This is a genomic window from Microcoleus sp. D2_18a_B4, assembly GCF_036702475.1.
Classification (GTDB): Bacteria; Cyanobacteriota; Cyanobacteriia; order Cyanobacteriales; family Microcoleaceae; genus Microcoleus.
In genome coordinates this window covers 1-17,957 of the sequence record NZ_JAUBTL010000009.1, presented here as the reverse complement: position 1 = coordinate 17,957, position 17,957 = coordinate 1, and the positions used below count along the sequence as shown (strand labels likewise).

15 protein-coding genes are annotated in these 17,957 nt (G+C 46.7%); 6 read left to right on the top strand and 9 right to left on the bottom strand.

Features of this window, described 5'->3' with window-relative positions; translation table 11 throughout:
• Positions 1-204: 204 nt before the first annotated feature.
• Together mnmE and QUB04_RS07750 are read right to left on the bottom strand one after the other, a co-directional pair.
• Entirely contained in the window at positions 205-1,590 is a 1,386-nt protein-coding gene (mnmE, locus tag QUB04_RS07755) for a tRNA uridine-5-carboxymethylaminomethyl(34) synthesis GTPase MnmE (protein ID WP_333283041.1), read from the bottom strand.
• Positions 1,591-1,719: 129 nt separating this feature from the next.
• Positions 1,720-1,929, bottom strand: coding sequence for a hypothetical protein (locus tag QUB04_RS07750; protein WP_333283038.1), 210 nt, complete (start codon positions 1,927-1,929; stop codon positions 1,720-1,722).
• 361 nt (positions 1,930-2,290) lie between these two features.
• Between QUB04_RS07750 and QUB04_RS07745 the strand changes: the two genes are divergently transcribed.
• The gene (locus QUB04_RS07745; RefSeq protein WP_333283034.1) at positions 2,291-4,489 is read left to right on the top strand and encodes a tetratricopeptide repeat protein; all 2,199 of its coding nucleotides are present in this window, start codon (positions 2,291-2,293) and stop codon (positions 4,487-4,489) included.
• Positions 4,446-6,860 (top strand): tetratricopeptide repeat protein, encoded by a 2,415-nt coding sequence (locus tag QUB04_RS07740; protein ID WP_333283031.1) that lies wholly within the window; start codon positions 4,446-4,448, stop codon positions 6,858-6,860. Before QUB04_RS07745 ends, QUB04_RS07740 begins: the two co-directional genes overlap by 44 nt.
• A gap of 157 nt (positions 6,861-7,017) precedes the next feature.
• Here QUB04_RS07740 and QUB04_RS07735 read toward each other — a convergent pair whose 3' ends face one another.
• The 5 genes from QUB04_RS07735 to QUB04_RS07715 all read right to left on the bottom strand — a co-directional run bounded on the left by QUB04_RS07735 (position 7,018) and on the right by QUB04_RS07715 (position 12,812).
• Positions 7,018-8,445 (bottom strand): protein adenylyltransferase SelO family protein, encoded by a 1,428-nt coding sequence (locus QUB04_RS07735; protein WP_333283028.1) that lies wholly within the window; start codon positions 8,443-8,445, stop codon positions 7,018-7,020.
• Between the two features lie 463 nt (positions 8,446-8,908).
• On the bottom strand, positions 8,909-11,398 hold the full coding sequence (locus QUB04_RS07730) for a GH116 family glycosyl hydrolase (protein WP_333283025.1): 2,490 nt from the start codon (positions 11,396-11,398) through the stop codon (positions 8,909-8,911).
• Positions 11,395-11,625, bottom strand: a complete 231-nt coding sequence (locus QUB04_RS07725; protein ID WP_333283023.1) for a hypothetical protein — start codon at positions 11,623-11,625, stop codon at positions 11,395-11,397. Before QUB04_RS07725 ends, QUB04_RS07730 begins: the two co-directional genes overlap by 4 nt.
• A 148-nt stretch (positions 11,626-11,773) precedes the next feature.
• Positions 11,774-12,133 carry a Uma2 family endonuclease gene (locus QUB04_RS07720; protein ID WP_333283020.1) on the bottom strand — a complete coding sequence of 120 codons (360 nt, stop codon included), beginning with the start codon at positions 12,131-12,133 and terminating at the stop codon, positions 11,774-11,776.
• A 133-nt stretch (positions 12,134-12,266) separates the two neighbouring features.
• Positions 12,267-12,812, bottom strand: coding sequence for a gamma carbonic anhydrase family protein (locus tag QUB04_RS07715; RefSeq protein ID WP_333283017.1), 546 nt, complete (start codon positions 12,810-12,812; stop codon positions 12,267-12,269).
• A 106-nt stretch (positions 12,813-12,918) separates the two neighbouring features.
• Between QUB04_RS07715 and QUB04_RS07710 the strand changes: the two genes are divergently transcribed.
• On the top strand, positions 12,919-13,428 hold the full coding sequence (locus QUB04_RS07710) for a TIGR02652 family protein (RefSeq protein WP_333283014.1): 510 nt from the start codon (positions 12,919-12,921) through the stop codon (positions 13,426-13,428).
• A 224-nt stretch (positions 13,429-13,652) separates the two neighbouring features.
• A complete protein-coding gene (locus tag QUB04_RS07705; protein WP_333146752.1) occupies positions 13,653-14,090 on the top strand; it encodes a VOC family protein in 438 nt (145 codons plus the stop codon).
• A gap of 643 nt (positions 14,091-14,733) precedes the next feature.
• Here the strand turns inward: QUB04_RS07705 and ctpB are convergent.
• Positions 14,734-16,053, bottom strand: coding sequence for a carboxyl-terminal processing protease CtpB (ctpB, locus tag QUB04_RS07700; protein ID WP_333146750.1), 1,320 nt, complete (start codon positions 16,051-16,053; stop codon positions 14,734-14,736).
• 196 nt (positions 16,054-16,249) lie between these two features.
• Here ctpB and QUB04_RS07695 point away from each other — a divergent pair, with 196 nt between their 5' ends.
• Entirely contained in the window at positions 16,250-17,095 is an 846-nt protein-coding gene (locus QUB04_RS07695) for a hypothetical protein (protein ID WP_333283011.1), read from the top strand.
• Positions 17,058-17,198 carry a hypothetical protein gene (locus tag QUB04_RS07690; protein ID WP_333283007.1) on the top strand — a complete coding sequence of 47 codons (141 nt, stop codon included), beginning with the start codon at positions 17,058-17,060 and terminating at the stop codon, positions 17,196-17,198. Before QUB04_RS07695 ends, QUB04_RS07690 begins: the two co-directional genes overlap by 38 nt.
• A 72-nt stretch (positions 17,199-17,270) precedes the next feature.
• On the opposite strand, the gene QUB04_RS07685 is transcribed toward QUB04_RS07690, so the two are convergent.
• Positions 17,271-17,840, bottom strand: a complete 570-nt coding sequence (locus QUB04_RS07685) for an rRNA large subunit pseudouridine synthase E (RefSeq protein WP_333283004.1) — start codon at positions 17,838-17,840, stop codon at positions 17,271-17,273.
• Positions 17,841-17,957 lie beyond the last annotated feature (117 nt).

The window sequence follows — 17,957 nt, the reverse complement described above, 5'->3', positions numbered from 1 at the left end:
AGTGAAATTCTTGTGGGGAGTAGGGGTTGGGCGTCCCGCCCGCCCTAAAAATACAACAGAACAGGCAAGATGCCTGTTCCACAAACAGTGAAATTCGGTGTTCCACAAAGAGTGAAATTCTTGTGGAGTGGGCGTCCCGCCCGCCCTAAAAATACAACTTAAATGCGAAACAGCTTACCTATTTAATTTACTCTTTTCCTATTGCTATTTGCCAATGCAAAACCTGCTAAATATTCTGTCGAGCACTGATTCTGTCACTTCTTCGCCCGTAACTTCTCCCAATGCTTGAATTGCACCGCGCAAATCTATTGTCCAGAAATCTAAAGGCAATTTATTGCTAATAGTATCTGTACATTGTTCCAGAGAAATTTTAGCTTTAGTTAACGCCGCTGCTTGTCGCTGGTTGATTGCTAAGTCTGAGTTTGCTGCTTGCAAATTCCCCCCGCTGACAGCATCTAAAATTGCTGTTTCTAAGTCTTCTATGCCTCGATCGATGGCGGCGGCTGTGGTAACTATACGGTGAATTTCTGAGGAAAAAGGTAGTTCGGCGATGGTTTTTACTAGGTCAATTTTGTTGATAATTATAATTAGCTGGCGGTGCTTTACTTGTTCGTAAATTTCCGAATCCTCCTCTGTCCAACCAGATTGCGCGTCAATTGTCAACAACACTAAATCGGCTTGTTTTGCTGCTGCGCGCGATCGCTCAACGCCAATTTTTTCTACCTTGTCTTCGGTTTCTCGAATGCCGGCCGTATCGAGCACCTGCACCGGAATTCCGCCCACAACTAGCTGCGACTCTACCACATCCCGCGTCGTACCGGGCAAATCCGTGACGATCGCCCGATCGCTCCGGCTCCACGCATTCAACAAACTTGATTTTCCCACATTCGGCCGCCCAACAATCGCTACTTTCAAACCAGTTCTCAACAATTCTCCACGATCTGCCGTCGCCAAAATTGTTGACAATTCCTCCAAAACATGATTTATTTCCAAAGAAGTTTTAGCTTCATCTAAAGGCGGCAAATCTTCCTCAAAATCAATTCTTGCCTCAATTTCTGCCAGCACGTCCAAACAAGTTGTTCTCAATTTGCGAATTGGCTGCGCTAATTTTCCCTGCAAACCAGCCAAAGCACTTTGTGCAGCAGCAGGCGATTTTGCTCCCACCAAATCTGAGATACTTTCAGCTTGAGTTAAATCAAGCCTCCCGTTCAAAAAAGCCCGCAGCGAAAACTCTCCCGGCTGCGCCAATCTCGCCCCATTTTCCAAACACAACTGCAAGACTTGCTGCACGGCCATAATACCGCCGTGACAGTGAAATTCCACCACATCTTCGCGAGTAAAAGAACGGGGCGCTTTCATGATTAGCAGCAAAGCTTCATCGACTAATTCTTGAGTTTTGGGGTGGCGGATGTGACCGTAAAGAATGCGGTGAGACTCCCATATTTGCCGTCCTGGGGCGCAAAACAAAGTTTCGGCAATTTTTAAGGCTGCGGAACCGGAAACTCGCACAATGCCGACGCTGCCTTGTTGGGGAACTATGGCAGTGGCGATCGCTGCGATCGTTCCTCCTTTTGTTAGTGATTCAGCCATTTTTAATTACTCTAAGTAGAAGGAAGAAGGAACAAGGAAGAATATTTATATAGCAATTAATTGAAATTTTTAGTTTTAGTCAAAATGATTTAATTGCATTCAAATGCCTAACTTTTACTTTTTTTAGTGTCACGCAATAGGTTCTCCATCTTCTATTGTGTAAATATCAGGTTCGTCATGCAAAAAGTCAAAACCGCCACCGCTTTGAGCAAGCTGCATAAGTTCCTGAGTCGAAGGGTACGGGATGTTTTCTAGTAATTTGTCCGTAATCGCTAATTGTTCGTCTGCAGAGAGAGATAAGATAACTTGAATTAGGGAGTCAACCAGTTGTACGTTCATTTTAACTCATCTGTTGCTCGGTTACTAAATTATACTATAAGTTCACGCTTTGCATCTACAGTCAACCGATATGGGCAGCAGACTGGGACTAATCTTAATGCTATAGTCCTCGACGCAGAAATTGTTTTTTTTTACGGAAATACTGCATCCCGGCTTTTAACACTGCGTCCTGGACTGCTCAAATTCAGACAAGGCTCAAAGTTGGGGCGATAGCCTTTAAATTGCCAGCACCTGTAGTCCTACTACTGGCGATTTCTTCGGCTGCTTGGCACACCGGAATCAATAGCTAAAAGTTTGACACCACAGTGAGCTATCCTGATTTCATGCAATAATGGGACATTGACAGGGTAGAGGGCAAAGCATGATTGGTCAACTTCTAGACAGACGTTACCGCATCATTAAAGTCACAGACTCAAGTGAGGTGGGAAAAACTTATCTAGCAGCAGATACTCACCGTCCCGGGTATCCGCAATGCACGGTTAGAGAAATGCGACTCCCCGGCACAAGTTCGCAAACTCCAGAATTAGTCAAAGTTTTATTTCAAAGAAACGCAGAAATAATTGAAAAATTGGGAAAACACGACAAAATTCCCGAATTATTGGCATATTTTGAGGAAAATCAAAGTTTATACTTAATTGAAGAATTTATTGCCGGCTCACCTTTAAGTCAAGAACTAATACCCGGTGAACCTTGGGATGAAGACCAAGTAATTGGTCTGCTATCAGAAATATTAGAAATTTTGGTGTTCATACACGAGAAGGGTTTTATTCACCGCAGAATTCAACCAGACAGAGCGATCCGGCGCGAGTCAGACGGCAAATTTGTCTTGGTTGACTTTAGCTTAGACAAAGAAATTAACCCGGAACTTGCTAACTGTCATTTGTTGTCGCAAACTTCCCCGAACTCTGTTAAACGGCATGAGGCAAAAAAACAGGATTTGGCGGCTCAGGATTTATACGTGCCGATCGAGCAATTGAGCGGCAACCCCCGTTACAATAGCGACATCTACGCTCTAGGTACGATCGCCCAGCTTGCCGTCACAGGACTCTCACCCAACGAACTGAGTGCCTTAAAAAACAACAAAAACGAAATTCCCTGGCGAAACCGGGCAACTTGTTCGGCAGCCCTAGCAGATATTATCGATCGCATGGTGCGCCCCGACTGCGAGGAACGCTATCAAGAGGCCGCCGAAGTTTTAGCAGACCTCAAACAAATCGCCGTAAAATTGGAGGTTGAGCCGCCGCCAGCCACAATCATCACGGACGCTATGAGTCAACCGCGAAGACAAAGCCAAACCAAACTCCTGCTGTTGGCTGCAACAGCGGCAGCTTTAATCTTGACGGCACTGATAATTTACTTTTGGCACAGTCAAAGTCCGGCGAGGTCAAAAGAATTGTTAGCCCGCGGCGTTATCAAGGCGCAGCAAGGTGACACAACAGGCGCGATCGCTGATTATACTCAAGCGATCGCCCTGAATGGCAGCGATGCGGAAACTTACTACAAGCGGGCAAACGCTCGCTACGACATGGGCGCAACCGAGCAAGCAATACAGGATTACACGCAAGCAATTAAAGTCAATCCTAGCCACAGCAAAGCTCTCTACAATCGAGGTATGGCCCGCCTCGACATCGGCGACAAGCGGGGGGCCGTGGAAGATTTCACCCAAGTAGTGCGACTCAATCCCAGCGACGGTGAGGCATACTCTCAGCGGGGTTTAGCCTACTACGATTTGGGCGACTACCGCACAGCAATAGAAGACTACACTCAGGCAATTCGGCTCAGTCCCAACGATGCTACAGCTTACAGCAATCGGGGTTTAGCTCGATCGGCAGCAGGGGACAAAACAGGAGCAATGGCAGATTTTACTCAAGCCATTCAAATTAGCCCCAAACAAGCTGGCGTATACTACAGTCGTGGTCGAGCCAGGTTTAATCTGGCAGATTATCAAGGAGCGATGGAAGATTATACTCAGGCGATCGAATTGCAACCCGATCTCGCTGATGCTTATACCAATCGGTGCAGCGCTTACTTGAATTTGGCCACCTACGACAAAGCGATTGCAGATTGCACCGAAGCAATTCGCCTCGCTCCAAAAGATGAAGCAGCTTACAACAACCGCTGCATTGCTTATCTGAATTTAAAACAATTTCAAAAGGCTAGCGAAGATTGCAGTTTGACGATCGGACTCAACGGCAACAATCCCAAAGCATACAGCAATCGAGGATTAGCTCGATCGGCTTCGGGAGACAAGCAGGGAGCTTTAGAAGATTTTACTCAAGCAATTCGACTCAATCCTAGCGATGCAGTAGCTTACAGCAATCGCGGTACTATTTACTCAGAACTAAAAAATTACCCTTTAGCAGTTGAGGATTTCGCTCACTCACTGCGGCTCAACCCCAACAATGCTAGCGCTTTTTACAGCCGTGGCCTCGTCCGCCGCCAACTCAAAGACCGTGCTGGGGCGATCGAGGATTTTCAGAAAGCTGCCACCCTCTTTCTCGAACAAGGAAGAGCCGATGGTTTCCAAAACGCACAAGCGCAAATCAACGACCCTAAATAAACTATTACTCATCAATCAGATGTTACAAAAAAAAGGAAGAAGGAAGAAGGAAGAAGGAAGAAGGAAGAAGGAAGAAGGCCAAATTACCAACTCCCCCTTACCAACTCCCCCTTACCAATTCCCCCTTACCAATTCCCAATTACCAACTCCCCGTTACCACTTCTCAAATATAGATATGAACATGGTTGGTCAACTTTTAGACAGGCGTTATCGGGTAGTGCAAATTCTCAGTTCAGGAGCTTTTGGACAAACTTATTTAGCTGTCGATACTCGCCGTCCTGGCCACCCTCAATGTGTAGTCAAACAACTTCGCCCTCCCAGCAACACTTCCACAGTTCTCAAAACAGCTTACCGCTTATTTAAACAAGAAGCAGAAATATTAGAAAAGCTGGGAAAACACGATCAAATTCCATTTTTACTCGCTTATTTTGAAGAAGGAAATCAATTCTACCTCGTAGAAGAATTTGTGCCCGGACACGCCCTAAATCGGGAAATTGTGGCCGGTCAACCTTGGCGGGAAGAACGAGTGCTGGATCTGCTAGAAGAAGTGTTACAACTTCTCGCCTTCGTACACTCTCAGGGAGTGATTCACCGCGATGTTAATCCCTCCAACTTAATCCGCCGCAAACCAGACGGCAAATTAGTTTTAATTGACTTCGGCTCGGTTAAAGAAGTTGCAAATCAAGTCAGCGAGCACGATACAGAATTTCCGCGCACCATTGCTACTGGAACTCCGGCTTATATGCCGATCGAACAATTTCAAGGCAACCCGCAATTTAGCAGCGACATCTATGCAGTCGGGATGATGGCCGTCCAAGCTATCACGGGTTTGCCCGGTACGGATTTGCCCAAATTGCAAGATCCGAGTCCTTCTCACACGGGGGAGATTGTGTGGCGAAACCGAACTCAATGTTCTGTGGGATTAGCCAATATAATTGACAAAATGGTCTGTCACCAATTTGGCAAACGCTATCAATCTGCTGAGGAAGTTTTGGTAGCTATCCGCAAGTTGAGACACCGCCAAGAACCGGGGAATAAGGCTCACAAGAAAAGTATTTCTCCGAGGTTACTGTCTTCGGATAGTTTTTCGTCACGTTTGGGAAGTCGATTTTGGTTGATGATTTTGGCGGGCTTCGGGGCGGCGATAGTTCTGCTATTTCTGTTTAGTTATTGGAGACGCCCGAATCCGATTAAAGCTAAGGAATATTACGAGCAGGGAGTGGAAAAGTCTCGCAATCAAGATGCGGAGGCAGCTTTGCAGGCTTTTAATAAATCAATTCAATTGAATCCTAACAATGCGGAGAGTTTTTATTGGCGGGGAAATGCTAATTATGATTTAAAAAAGTATCAAGAAGCAATTGCGGATTATTCTCAGGCGATCGCTCTCAATCCTAAATATTTTCAGGCTTATTTTAACCGCGGGCTAGCCCGTCACGATTTTAACGACAAGGGCGGGGCGATTGAGGATTACACTCAAGCTGTGAATCTCCAGCCCAATGATGCTGATACATATTATGAAAGAGGAGTTGCTTATTTAGAAATGCAAGATTACAAGGCGGCTATTCAGGATTTTACCGAAGTAATTCGGTTGCAGCCGAACCTTGTTAAAGCTTATCATTCGCGGGGATTGGCTCGCGCTGGGAGCGCAGATTTGCAGGGGGCGATTGGAGATTATACTGAAGCAATTAAACTTGATGCTAAGAATGCTGATGCTTTTTACAGTCGGGGGAGAGCTCGCTTTCACCTAGGAGATTATCAGGGAGCTCTGGCGGATTATTCTCAGGTAATTGCGATCGATCCCAAGAGTGGAGATGCTTACGCTAATCGTTGCAGCACGCAGTTGAATTTGGGAGCGCATCAAGCGGCAATTGACGATTGCACTCAGGCAATTTCGCTGAGCGAGGAGGATGGGGTTCCTTACAACAATCGCTGCATTGCTTATTTAAATTTGAAGGATTATCCGAAAGCAATTGCTGATTGCACTCAAGCGCTGACAGTGAATCCGAATGATTTTAATGCTTTTAACAATCGTGGTTTAGCTCGCAGCGCAGGGGGTGACGCGCAGGGGGCGATCGCAGATTTTACAGCAGCAATCGGGTTCAATCCCAACAATGCTGAAGCTTACGCCAATCGGGCTAAGATTTATCAGGAGTTAAAGAATTACAATAGTGCGATCGCAGATTACGTGCAAGCTATTCGGATCAGCCCGAATTATGCTGCTGCTTACTACGGTAGAGGTATGGTTCGGCGCTCATTGGGAGACAAAGCAGGAGCAATTAGCGATTTAGAAAAAGCCGGCAAAATGTTTCTCGATCAAGGACTTACTGGGGGTTATAAAGATGCACAATTTGAGATTGAAAAGCTCAAGTAGTCAGTTGTCAGTTGTTAGTTGTTAGTTGTTAGTCATCAGTCAACAGTTAACAGTTAACAGTTAACAGTTAACAGTCAACAGTCAACAGTCAACAGTCAACAGTCAACAGTCAACAGTCAACAGTCAACAGTCAACAATGCCCCATGCCCCATTCCCTTTAATAATTTTGAAGTCTCTTCACCAATTCATAAAACGGTTCCCAATTATCCTCAATAGCAATGGCCTCCCAAACAGCCTCAATCGTCGGTCTCAACAGCGATTGTTCGGGATTGTGCCGGAGCAACCTGGCCGCCATTTGATCCATATCATCCGCCGACAAACTTTGCAAAACGTGATAATAAAACTGTCGCCAAGGTGCTATCAAGTCCGCCGGTTCCGCCTCAGCAAAAATTAGACTAGCATCATCTCGCCAAGTGCGATCGAACTGTCTTCGCAGTTCAAAAAAGAAATCGTGATAGCCGACTTGAGACTCCGCCAGCATTTTAATTGTCACCTTCAACAACTCATCTCCCTCAGCTTCTGGCAAATCCTCAAATCCCAATCTCTTGAGCATCAACTGCCGATAAGCTGCATTATAATAATCGCCAAACTTTGCCAAACCCGCATCCATATCAGCTTGAGGAATCGCCGCTGATAGCGGTTGCTGAAGCTTCTCTAAATTGTCCCTACAAATCAACGGTTGATTGCCGTAACAATACAGACCGTAATGGTCGAAATAAGCTGCTGTAAATTCCGGCTTGTAAGTTGGGATAAAAGCGAAAGGCCCGTAATCGAAACTTTCTCCACTAATCGACATATTATCAGTATTCAGCACAGCGTGGCAAAATCCTGCCGCCATCCACTGAGCGACTAATTCAGCTACTCGCTTGACTAAATCTGCATAAAACAGGGCGTACTTTTCCTGCGGCGAAATACCCGCATTGGTTGCTTCTAAATGCAGTTCTGGGTAGTAATATTCAATAACAAAATCTAAAAGTTTTTTAGTTAAATCCGGGCGGCGGATATAGTACAATCTTTCAAAAGTTCCAAACCGGATGTGAGAAAGACTGAAACGCACCATTACGGACGATCGCGTCGGAGAGGGTTCGTCGCCCCGCCACAAAGCATCCCCAGTTTCAACTAAACTAAAACAGCGAGATGTCCGAACTCCCAATCGATGCAAAGCTTCCGCAGCTAAAACTTCGCGGACTCCCCCTTTGAGAGTGAGTCTACCGTCACCGCCCCGCGAGTAGGGAGTGCGGCCGGAACCTTTAGTACCGAAGTCGTAAAGTCTGCCGTCAGTCCCGCGAACTTGGCCGTATAAGAAGCCTCTACCGTCGCCTAAATTGGGGTTATATGTGTTGAATTGATAGCCGTGATAGCGAAGCGCGAGAAAGGGGCGGACGCAGTGAAATTCGCCGAACGCTTCAATAAAATGTTGGTCGGTTACTTGTGCGGGGTCTAAACCCAATATCGGCAATAATTTGTCGTTGCGGAAGCGCAGAATATGCTGCGGAAAATCGGCCGCAGGGACTTCATCAAAATAGTCGCCGCCGAGGGATTCGAGGGCTGGTTCGTAGTTGAGGGAAAGCAAAGGATTTGACATTTTTCTATTTTATCTTGAAATTGGCTATCACTCCAAATTATATACGGGTAAGGTCTGCACTGCATTGGTGTCAACAATCGCCTCAAATCCTTTTTCTCTCTTGTTTATAGCCGAGTTCGATCCCGCTTGCTTCCGAGGGCTGTTTCATACTCAAACTTTAGCTATCCTAAAATTTTACCATGAAACATTAATGTCTTACTCGCACAAGAAAAAATTTTACGGTCAATTTTATTGATAGTTGAATTAACCGTTTTCCTTGCTAAAAATATGGGTGAAGGCTTAAATTTTTGAAATTTTAGTGGGATTCACCAGGTAATATATAGCGGTTCTCAAGCGTGGTGAGGTATGGGGGCAACCCCTATGCCCATGCCCTATGCCCTATGCCCTATGCCCTATGCCCATGCCCTATGCCCTATGCCCATGAGTACCTCATCTTTCTGAGAAAGGCTATATACCTTTTTCCCTATTTAAAATTGGTCAACACCCCGTAAATTGCCCAAATTGCCATTGCCCGCAAATAGTGACTTGCCCGAAAAGTCCCCCCCGCCGTAATCGCTTCCGGCGTGCGAAACTGCAACCCATTTTCATAAATCTGCTTCACCACCGCATCCGTCAATTTAAATGCTTTCTCCTCCATTCCCATCTGTACCAAAAAAGCGGCCAACCCAAAATTAATCCCCGTCCAAACTTCCAAAGGATGAGTTGCATTGGGATTTTCCGGCGAACCGTTCAGCATCACCCCATTCGCCGCACCGAACTCCCCCTCATTGAACTTCAAAAAGCAAGATTCATACACAGTTTCTAAAGCACTGGCTGCACATTCTGGCGGCACAATATCCGGCAATCCTAACAGTTTCGCGTAAAATTGACCGCACAGTTGGTCGGCCATCACCACTTCGGAATTACTCTCGCTATCCAAACGGTAATATTGACCGTTCCACAGTTTTTCTTGATAGCTGGGTCTTGCTTGTAGCAGCCAACTGTGATATAATGCTATCTTTGCTTGAGGGTTAGGAATTATCTCCGGTGCTGCATCTTCCAAAATTTCGCCGATCGCGATCGCAGCCTCCAGCGCCGCCAACCACAAACCGCCGCAATACGCACTTATTCCCCGCATTTGCCAGTCATCAAACGTCTGATCCGGTGCTCCCGAATTCTCAGGAATTCCGTCCCCATCCTCATCAAAAGTTTTCAGATAAGCCAAAGCCTCAACAATTGCCGGCCAACACTCTTGCAAAAACTCGCAATCTGTACCGCCAGTCAACAGGAAATCCCGATAAACCTGCAACACAAAATCGCAAGGCAAATCCTTCCACAAATTGCAATCTTGATAGCTAGTATAATTCGTTTTCTCCCAAGGATGTTCGTTAGGAGCACCCAAATCATGTGGCGTCGCACCCACAGCTTTTCTAATAGCCGAAGCTTGATTCCAGCCAATAATTCTCGGCGTATCGTCTCCTGCAGAAATTGCCCTAGCGAACGCTAGAACCACCGACTTTTCCAAATCAGGCCACAGCATCAACAAAGCAAAAGAACCGTAAAGCCGCACGTCCAAACTTTCGTACCAGCGGTAATCAATGCACTCCAAAACCGCAAATTGACCCTTGGGATCGCGTTCGTCAGCCGCACTCCAAAGAGTACCGCCGTCTGTGAGGGCGTATAACTCGTTAAACAAAGCCATTTTAAAACTGTCTGACAAATCTTTCCGTTCTAAAATGGGTTTTTGCCAAGCTTCAATATTTTCGCGCCAAGTATCGGAATGCTTCATTGCAGTGCGAATAATCGGCCAAGCATTTTTGCCGTTACGGCCGAAGAAATCTGTATAGCGGCGGTAGTACCAAACTCCCGATGCAAACTCAGTAACGGGCAAATCCCAAGCTATAATAAAGGGAATTTTGCGAGTTTTTCCCGGTCGAATAGTAAAGCGAACTGCGATCGCACAAGCCAACTGTTCTCCTGCTGCTGCGGCTGTCTCGTCTTTGTCATCCAACAAGAAACCTTCAGCAGAAAAGTTGCGCCAAACATCCTCGCCATTCCCCGCCGGGTTCCAGCGAGTTTGATAGAATACTTCTACCGCCGGATTAGTAATAGTTGCGATCGCCCATTGTCCATCCCCCTCTTGCGGTTCCTCCTCAGCAGTCAACCGCGTCATCACGCAACCGATGCGGTGAAAATCTTCCACCAACAAATTCAAATTTCCGGCACTTTCTCCCCACCGGGGTTGATAGTCATAAAATGGACTACCATCATCTCGAACCATCACTTTCGGCGACTTGTTGGCATTAGTAAACCAACCAACAATATTCTCCCAAGTCAGCATGATGCTGAGAGTAATCGGCGCATCTGTAGGATTGTGCGCCACCCATTCAAACATGGCTACTGGGTAACTGCTTTCCTGATAATTGTTCGGCAAAATTGGCGAAAATTGCTCGCAGCTTAATTGAGCCTCAAACACATTTTCGTAAACAAACCAACTGCGCGGATACAAAGCATGATAAGTACCAGAATTAGACTTTACCCCTCTCCCTTCATCCTGGTGTATTCTATCCGTTCCATCCGTTACAAAATCCGCTGCCGAACTTCCTTCTTCCTTCTTCCTTCTTCCTTCCGATGGATACCATTTCCAACTAGATAAACTGCCATCGGTAGGCGGTTCAGTGGACAGTGCAAAAGCTTGTTTCTTGCCTTGAGTTTCTTCAAAAACGCTGAACTGACAAGCGGGCAAACTGCGAAAAATGTGCTCGCCGCCGTCAATGTGCCAGAGGTTGAAGTCGCCGCGGGACGATCGCCCGATGCAGCCGGCACCGAACCCACCCAGAGGCATTCCGTGCCAGGGGCCGTCGTCGAGATTGCTTGCGTAGCGGACTGTATAGGGATTCTCCCAACCGAGGCCGATGGGACGTTTCCAGGTGTGCGGGGGGATGTTTGGATTGGATGTGCGATCGTTATTCATGTGATTAATCTTAGCGCTCGATCGAGCTTGACAATTTTTTTATTTAATTTTAAACTTTTATCGCTCGAACAAACCCCGATTTTTCCGAAGATTGTTGACTGTTGATTGTTGACTATCAAGCAATTGGTTTCTGGTTCGCCGGCTTCATCAATTCTCCAATCTAAAATCTCAAGTCTAAAATCTAAAATCGCTCGACTGTTGATTGTTGATTGTTGACTATCAAGCAATTGGTTTCTGGTTCGTCGGCTTCATCAATTCTCCAATCTAAAATCTAAAATCGCTCGACTGTTGACTGTTGATTGTTGACTATCAAGCAATTGGTTTCTGGTTCGTCGGCTTCATCAATTCTCCAATCTAAAATCTAAAATCTAAAATCTAAAATCGCTCGACTTCTACCACAAATTTAATAGATCGTCCCAGCGTAATCACAGGTTCTCTTTCCCAGAGAGGTTCGCTGACAATAGCGGTTTCATCTAACACGACAATATCGGGACGGCGGGCAGTAGCTGCATCTGAGAATGGACGGATTAAACAAGTGCGGGGAATGAACCAAGGTAGTTTTTCGGCTGCGATGGCGATGCCGATTTGAGTTGCTAGTTTACCGCTGACGGTTTCGTGGGGGCCTGTGGGTTCCATGTCAACTAATTCTCCGTCAGCGAGCTCGTAGCGGAAGTTGTCACAATATCGATCGAGGAATGTTTCAAAAGTTAAGATTTTTGGCGCAGTGTAAGCCATTGGAAACTAATAGTTTTTTGCTTTATTTTAATTACTGTACTTTAGCATTCTTGTCAAATAAAACTAACCCGGAGATCCCCCCTAGCCCCCCTTAATAAGGGGGGGACAAGAAATATTCTCAAAATTCCCTCAACTAATCAAATCCCAAATCAGAACCTTTCCCCGCGTGAACCAGAGCCAACTTTTCGTAACGCTTAGCGTGTTCCACCAACTCCGCAACTTCTTCCTCAGAGACATCCCGCAGGCGTTTGGCAGGCACTCCCGCAACTAGCGTGTGAGGGGGAACATCCTTGGTGACAACAGCCCCTGCACCGACGATAGAGCCAGTTCCCACCCTCACTCCGTCCAGGACGATCGCCCCAATCCCGATCAGGCAGCCCCGTTCAATGTAAGCTGAGTGAATCACGGCTCGGTGTCCCACTGTCACGAAATCTTCCAAAACAGTCGGTTTCCCCGGATCGCCGTGCAGAATTGCTCCATCTTGGATATTGGTACTTGAGCCGATCGCAATTCGCTCTATATCCGCCCGCACCACCGCCCCGTACCAGATACTAGCGCCTGCAGCCACCTCAACCCTGCCGATCACAACAGCGCCTGGGGCGACAAAAGCCGCTTGGGATAGATCAGGCCTGGGCAAATAGGAAGGAGGTGCAGACAGATGTTCGTTGAGATTGCTCATTAGTTGGTCGATCGTTATACTTCTAGCAGATTAGCTGGTTGTTGATACGGGATATAATAAAAGTATTTGGGACTTTTGCAGAGAAAATATGCTGGGACGCAAATAAATGATTGAAGTTGCCTTGCAATACCCGATGTTTGGCCCGGAAATTCAGTGTCCCCACTGTCGCCAAACAATTCCGGCTCTAACGCTCACGGATACCTATTTGTGTCCGCGTCACGGGGCATTTGAGGCAGATCCAAAAACGGGGGAACTGGTTCACCTTCAGTCTGGGCGGCACTGGCGCCGCTGGGAGAATGAATGGTATCGCCAGCACACGCACCCGGACGGGATTCGGTTTGAAATTCACGAAGCCCTCGATCGACTGTATACTCAAGGCTACCGAGCAACTCGCGTGATCGTTGCCCAACGCTATCGGGACTTAATCAGCGCTTATTTGGAACGCAGCACGCCTTGGCGAGGTCAGTCGGAATCGCCGCGGCCCAGGCTGTACGGTTTGCCTGTGGATTTTAGCCCCGATCCTCAAGACGACCCTTGTTGGGAAGTGATTAATTTTGATTTGGAAAAAGAGCCGGGAGTTCCGATTAGATATCCCTATTTTCGGTTGTTTGAATAGTCCGTTGACAGTTGGCAGTTGTCCGTTGACAGTTGGCAGTTGTCCGTTGTCATTAGGAAATTAACTGACTAAATTTATTCCTGAGTCTGGAATTATCAGTAATAAGTAAATAAAGTAACTAATGATTAACAAATCATAAAGCCGATTAATAACAACTATCAACTGACAACTATCAACTGACAATTATCAACTGCCAACTATCAACTGCCAACTGCCAAAATCTAATGCACCACGCCTCGATTCGCACTGCTAACATTCACCGGGCGATCGCCTTTTACGAACAGTTGGGATTTACTGTGAGCGATCGCTTTACCACAGGTTACACCCTAGCCTGTTGGATGGAAGGTCTCAACGGACGCATCGAATTAATTCAAATCCCGGAACCAAAACCCGCACCAGATGCTTTCGGAGACGAGCATTATGTTGGATATTATCATTTATCTTTCGATTTAACTGAGGCGACAACTGACTTGCCTAGTTGGTTGCAGTCTCTGAAACAGCGGTTTGAGGAAGCTGCTAAAGACCAACCAAACCAGTTTCAAGCTTTGAAAGTTTTATTAGAACCGACTCAACAGGCGATCGGGCAAAATGTTTACGAAGTAGCTTTTATTGCCGATACAGACGGTTTGCCCTTAGAGTTTATCCGGCGCATGAATGACTAATTAAGTCAGAAATCCCATCAGCGTGCATCTGTGTTAATGGGAGCATCTCAATGAAAGCAGCAAAGCTCGAAATTGGAATTAGGAGTCAGGAGTCAGGAGCCAGGAGAAAAGAGTCAGAAGGAAGAAGAAAGAAGTGTTTTTGCAAATATGAGATGCTCCCGTGTTAATCCGCTGACATCTGCGGTTAAAAAATTCCCATCCCACTAATGTGCTTTAATAAGGAGATATAGCCTTTCGAGCTCTCATATGAGGTACTCATGGGCATAGGGCATAGGCCTCCGTGGGCATAGGGCATAGGGCATACCTCACTTTTTTGAGAACCGCTATAAATTCACCAATAACTTAAGTAGAAGGAAGAAGGAATCATGCTGAGAGAGCAAGCTTTTCAACCATCTGCATCTTACATTTGATCACCTAAATTTACTTAATAATATCAAATCCGTTAGCATCGGAATAGTAAATCCGAGTTCACTGTTCACTGTTCACAGTCAACAGTCAACAGTCAACAGTCAACAGTCAACCGTCAACATCATTCAGGTGTAACCGGAAATGATATAACCCATAACCATAAGCATAAAAACAAAACCCGCTGGCGCGGGCTTCATCTTAATCCTTATGGTTAATAAATTACGGTTTCAACTACTTACTTTTTAGGAACAAGAGCCTCATTAGCGGTTACGGGAGGGGGAGACGAAGCGGTAGTTCGCAAAAGTGCGATCGCCTGCGCGTAGCAAGGATCATCCTTAGTCGCAACCAACATCGGTTTGTTAGCTAATTTCAGCTTTTGTTCGTCGGTGACTTCGACTTTGACATCGGGAGTAACCCCCTTCTGGCTGATATCCGTACCGTTGGGAGTATAGTAGTGAGCGATCGTCACCGCCAATCCCGAACCGTCAGCCAAAGAATGCACCGACTGCACCAAAGCTTTGCCAAAAGTTTGGCCGCCCATCACAGTTGCGCGCTTATTATCCTTGAGAGCACCGGCCAAAATCTCGCTGGCGCTGGCTGAGTTGTCGTCCACGAGCACCACCAAAGGCTTGTCAGTGAGCGCAGTGCGATTTGCCTTCATTTCCTGAGAATCGCCCGCGCGATCGACTGTGCGGACGATCGCCCCTGTATCCATCCACATCCGAGCGATATCAATGCTCACTCGCAGCAAACCGCCGGGATTCCCCCGCAAATCCAAAACAAAAGCGTCAGCTTTCTGAGCCGAGAGCTTTTTAATCGCCACCTCCATTTGTTCGCCCGCGTGGGAGCTAAACTCTTGTAAACGGATGTAACCCACATTCTTACCGCCTTCATTCTTGAGGCTGTAGCGAACCGCGGCTACCTCAATTCTCGCCCTAGTCAGAGTGATGTCAAATTCGCTTTTGCCCTCACGAGCAATCCGCAGCGTGACTTTCGTACCTTCGTCGCCCCGAATTACCTGAGCCGCATCCGAGACAGTCATGCCTTTGGTAGTTTTGCCGTCAATCACCAAAATCGTATCGCCCGCTAGAATCCCTGCCTTCAGGGCCGGGGAATTTTCCATCGGCTCGACTACCCTAATCGCTTTCGTTTTCTCGTCTTCTTCCAGCCTCATCCCCACCCCTGTCAGTTCCCCAGAGGTTTGATTCGTCAGCGCTTCGTACTGCTTCGGGTCCATGAAGCGCGTGTACTGGTCGTTTAATTTCTCTAGCGCTTTGCGGAGAGCGGTGTAAGCAGCTTCGCGAGAGGTATAGTTTTTGCTCAACAGTTCTTGGCGGGTCAATTGCCAGTCAGTCTTGTTAAAGCTGCCATCAACATACTCTCGGTTGACAATTTGCCAAGCTTCGTCTAATACAGCTTTGGGGCTATCTTGAAGCTCAGCGCGGACTGATTGACTCAGGCCGGGAACGAGCAAAGATATCGAAGCGGTTGTTGCCATCGCCCCACTGAACAGGGCTGCCTGTAACTTTGAAAAGCGTTTGCGGGCTTGATTCATTGAATTTGGCTCAATTCGATTTTAGATTTTTGATTTGAGATTTTATATTGCTAAAAAATCTCACACTACTACTTAAACTATTGTGTGGAGGCTCCACCATCCCTTTGGACAGTTTAACGAGATTCTTAGTCGATCGCCAACCAAATCTTACTCTCTTTCAATAAACTTAATTTAAAACTTGGATTTATAAAGTGCCGTGGAAGCTAAAATCGAACAATTTTCGCGTAAGTGGTTGAGCCTGCTCCTTAATGGAGCTATCGGTCTAGCAGCGCTGGCGGGGGTCGTCGCCATGCAGTCTAGCGGACAGTTGGGCGGAATGTCCCCAGTTGGCGTTCAGGGGCAAAAGGCTCTCTCTGGAATGTCTGCTGCCAGTTTCAAGCAAGCCGCACAGCAAGAAGCGCAGCAAGAAGCCCTGCGGCTAAAAATGCTCAAAACAATCCCTAGTTTTGGGTTTGACAATTTAATTGCAGATTGGACATTTCTCAAATTTTTGCAGTATTTTGGCGACGACGAAGCGCGAGATGTAACGGGCTACAATCTGAGCCAAGATTATTTTGACATAGTTACGCAACGCGACCCGCGGTGGGCTGACATCTACCTGTTTCTTTCCACAGCTATTTCTTTTTATCAAGGAAAGCCTGAAACTGCTGTTGAGTTTATAGAGCGCGGTACTAGCGCCCTTGCCCTTTCGCCGCAACTTCATTCCCAATCGTGGATAGTGTGGCGAACTAAAGGTATTGATGAGTTGCTGCTGTTGGGGGATATTCCCGAGTCAATTCGCTCTCACGAAATGACCGCTGATTGGGTGGAAGGAACCCCGGAAGGGCCACAATTGGCGCCGAGGTTTCGAGCAACTGCTGAGTTTTTGCGCCGAGATCCCGATAGCGTGCCGGTGCGGTTTAATGCTTGGAGCACGGTTTATGCTCAAACAACTGATAAGTTGGTGCGTCAAAGGGCGAGACAAGCTCTTGTCAAGTTGGGAGCTCAGGTGCAAAAAGATCAGGATGGAAACGAGAGTTTTATTTTGCCGCCTCGAAAGTAAGCAGAAGGAAGAAGGAAGAAGGAAGAAGGAAGAAGGAAGAAGGAAGAAGGAAGAAGGAAGAAGGAAGTCGGAAGAAGGAAGAAGGGAAATGCAGTCGCAGTAATAGTTTCAGATATCAAGAATGTCCTAAATGTCAAGGCGGTTGACTGTAATTCCCCAATCTAAAATCTCAAATCTAAAATCTCAAATCGGCTTGAGTTAGTTCCCGCCATTCACCGGGTTTGAGGCCTTCGAGACGCAAATGCCCGATCGCACATCTGACCAGCCGCAGCGTCGGAAACCCTACTGCTGCGGTCATCCGGCGCACTTGACGGTTGCGGCCTTCTGTGAGAGTCATTTCCAGCCAAGCTGTCGGCACGTTTTTGCGAAATCTAATCGGCGGTTCGCGGGGCGGCAAAGCGGGTTCTTCTAACAATAATTGCACTTTTGCCGATCGAGTCCGATAATCTTGAATTGTGACACCTGTCTGCAAAGCGGCGATCGCACTTGCATCAGGAATTCGTTCAACTTGCACCCAGTAAGTGCGGGGATGAGCGAATTTCGGGTCACTGAGTCGGTGCTGAAGGGGCCCATCATCGGTTAGCAGCAACAAACCTTCACTATCGCGATCGAGCCTTCCTACTGCATAAATGTTAGGAATAGGAATATAGTCTTTGAGAGTGCTGCGTTTAGTTTCGCTGGAGTTGTCAGTGAATTGAGTTAAAACATCATAGGGTTTGTAAAATAGAATGTAACGATAGGGCATGACAAATTAAAAAATAAAAATGTACTAATGTCAATAAAATTGTAGATACTGTCTTGAACTGTCAAGGGGTAGCAAGTAAATAATTGGGGTCGAAAGGCTTTTGGGACTTTAAAATAC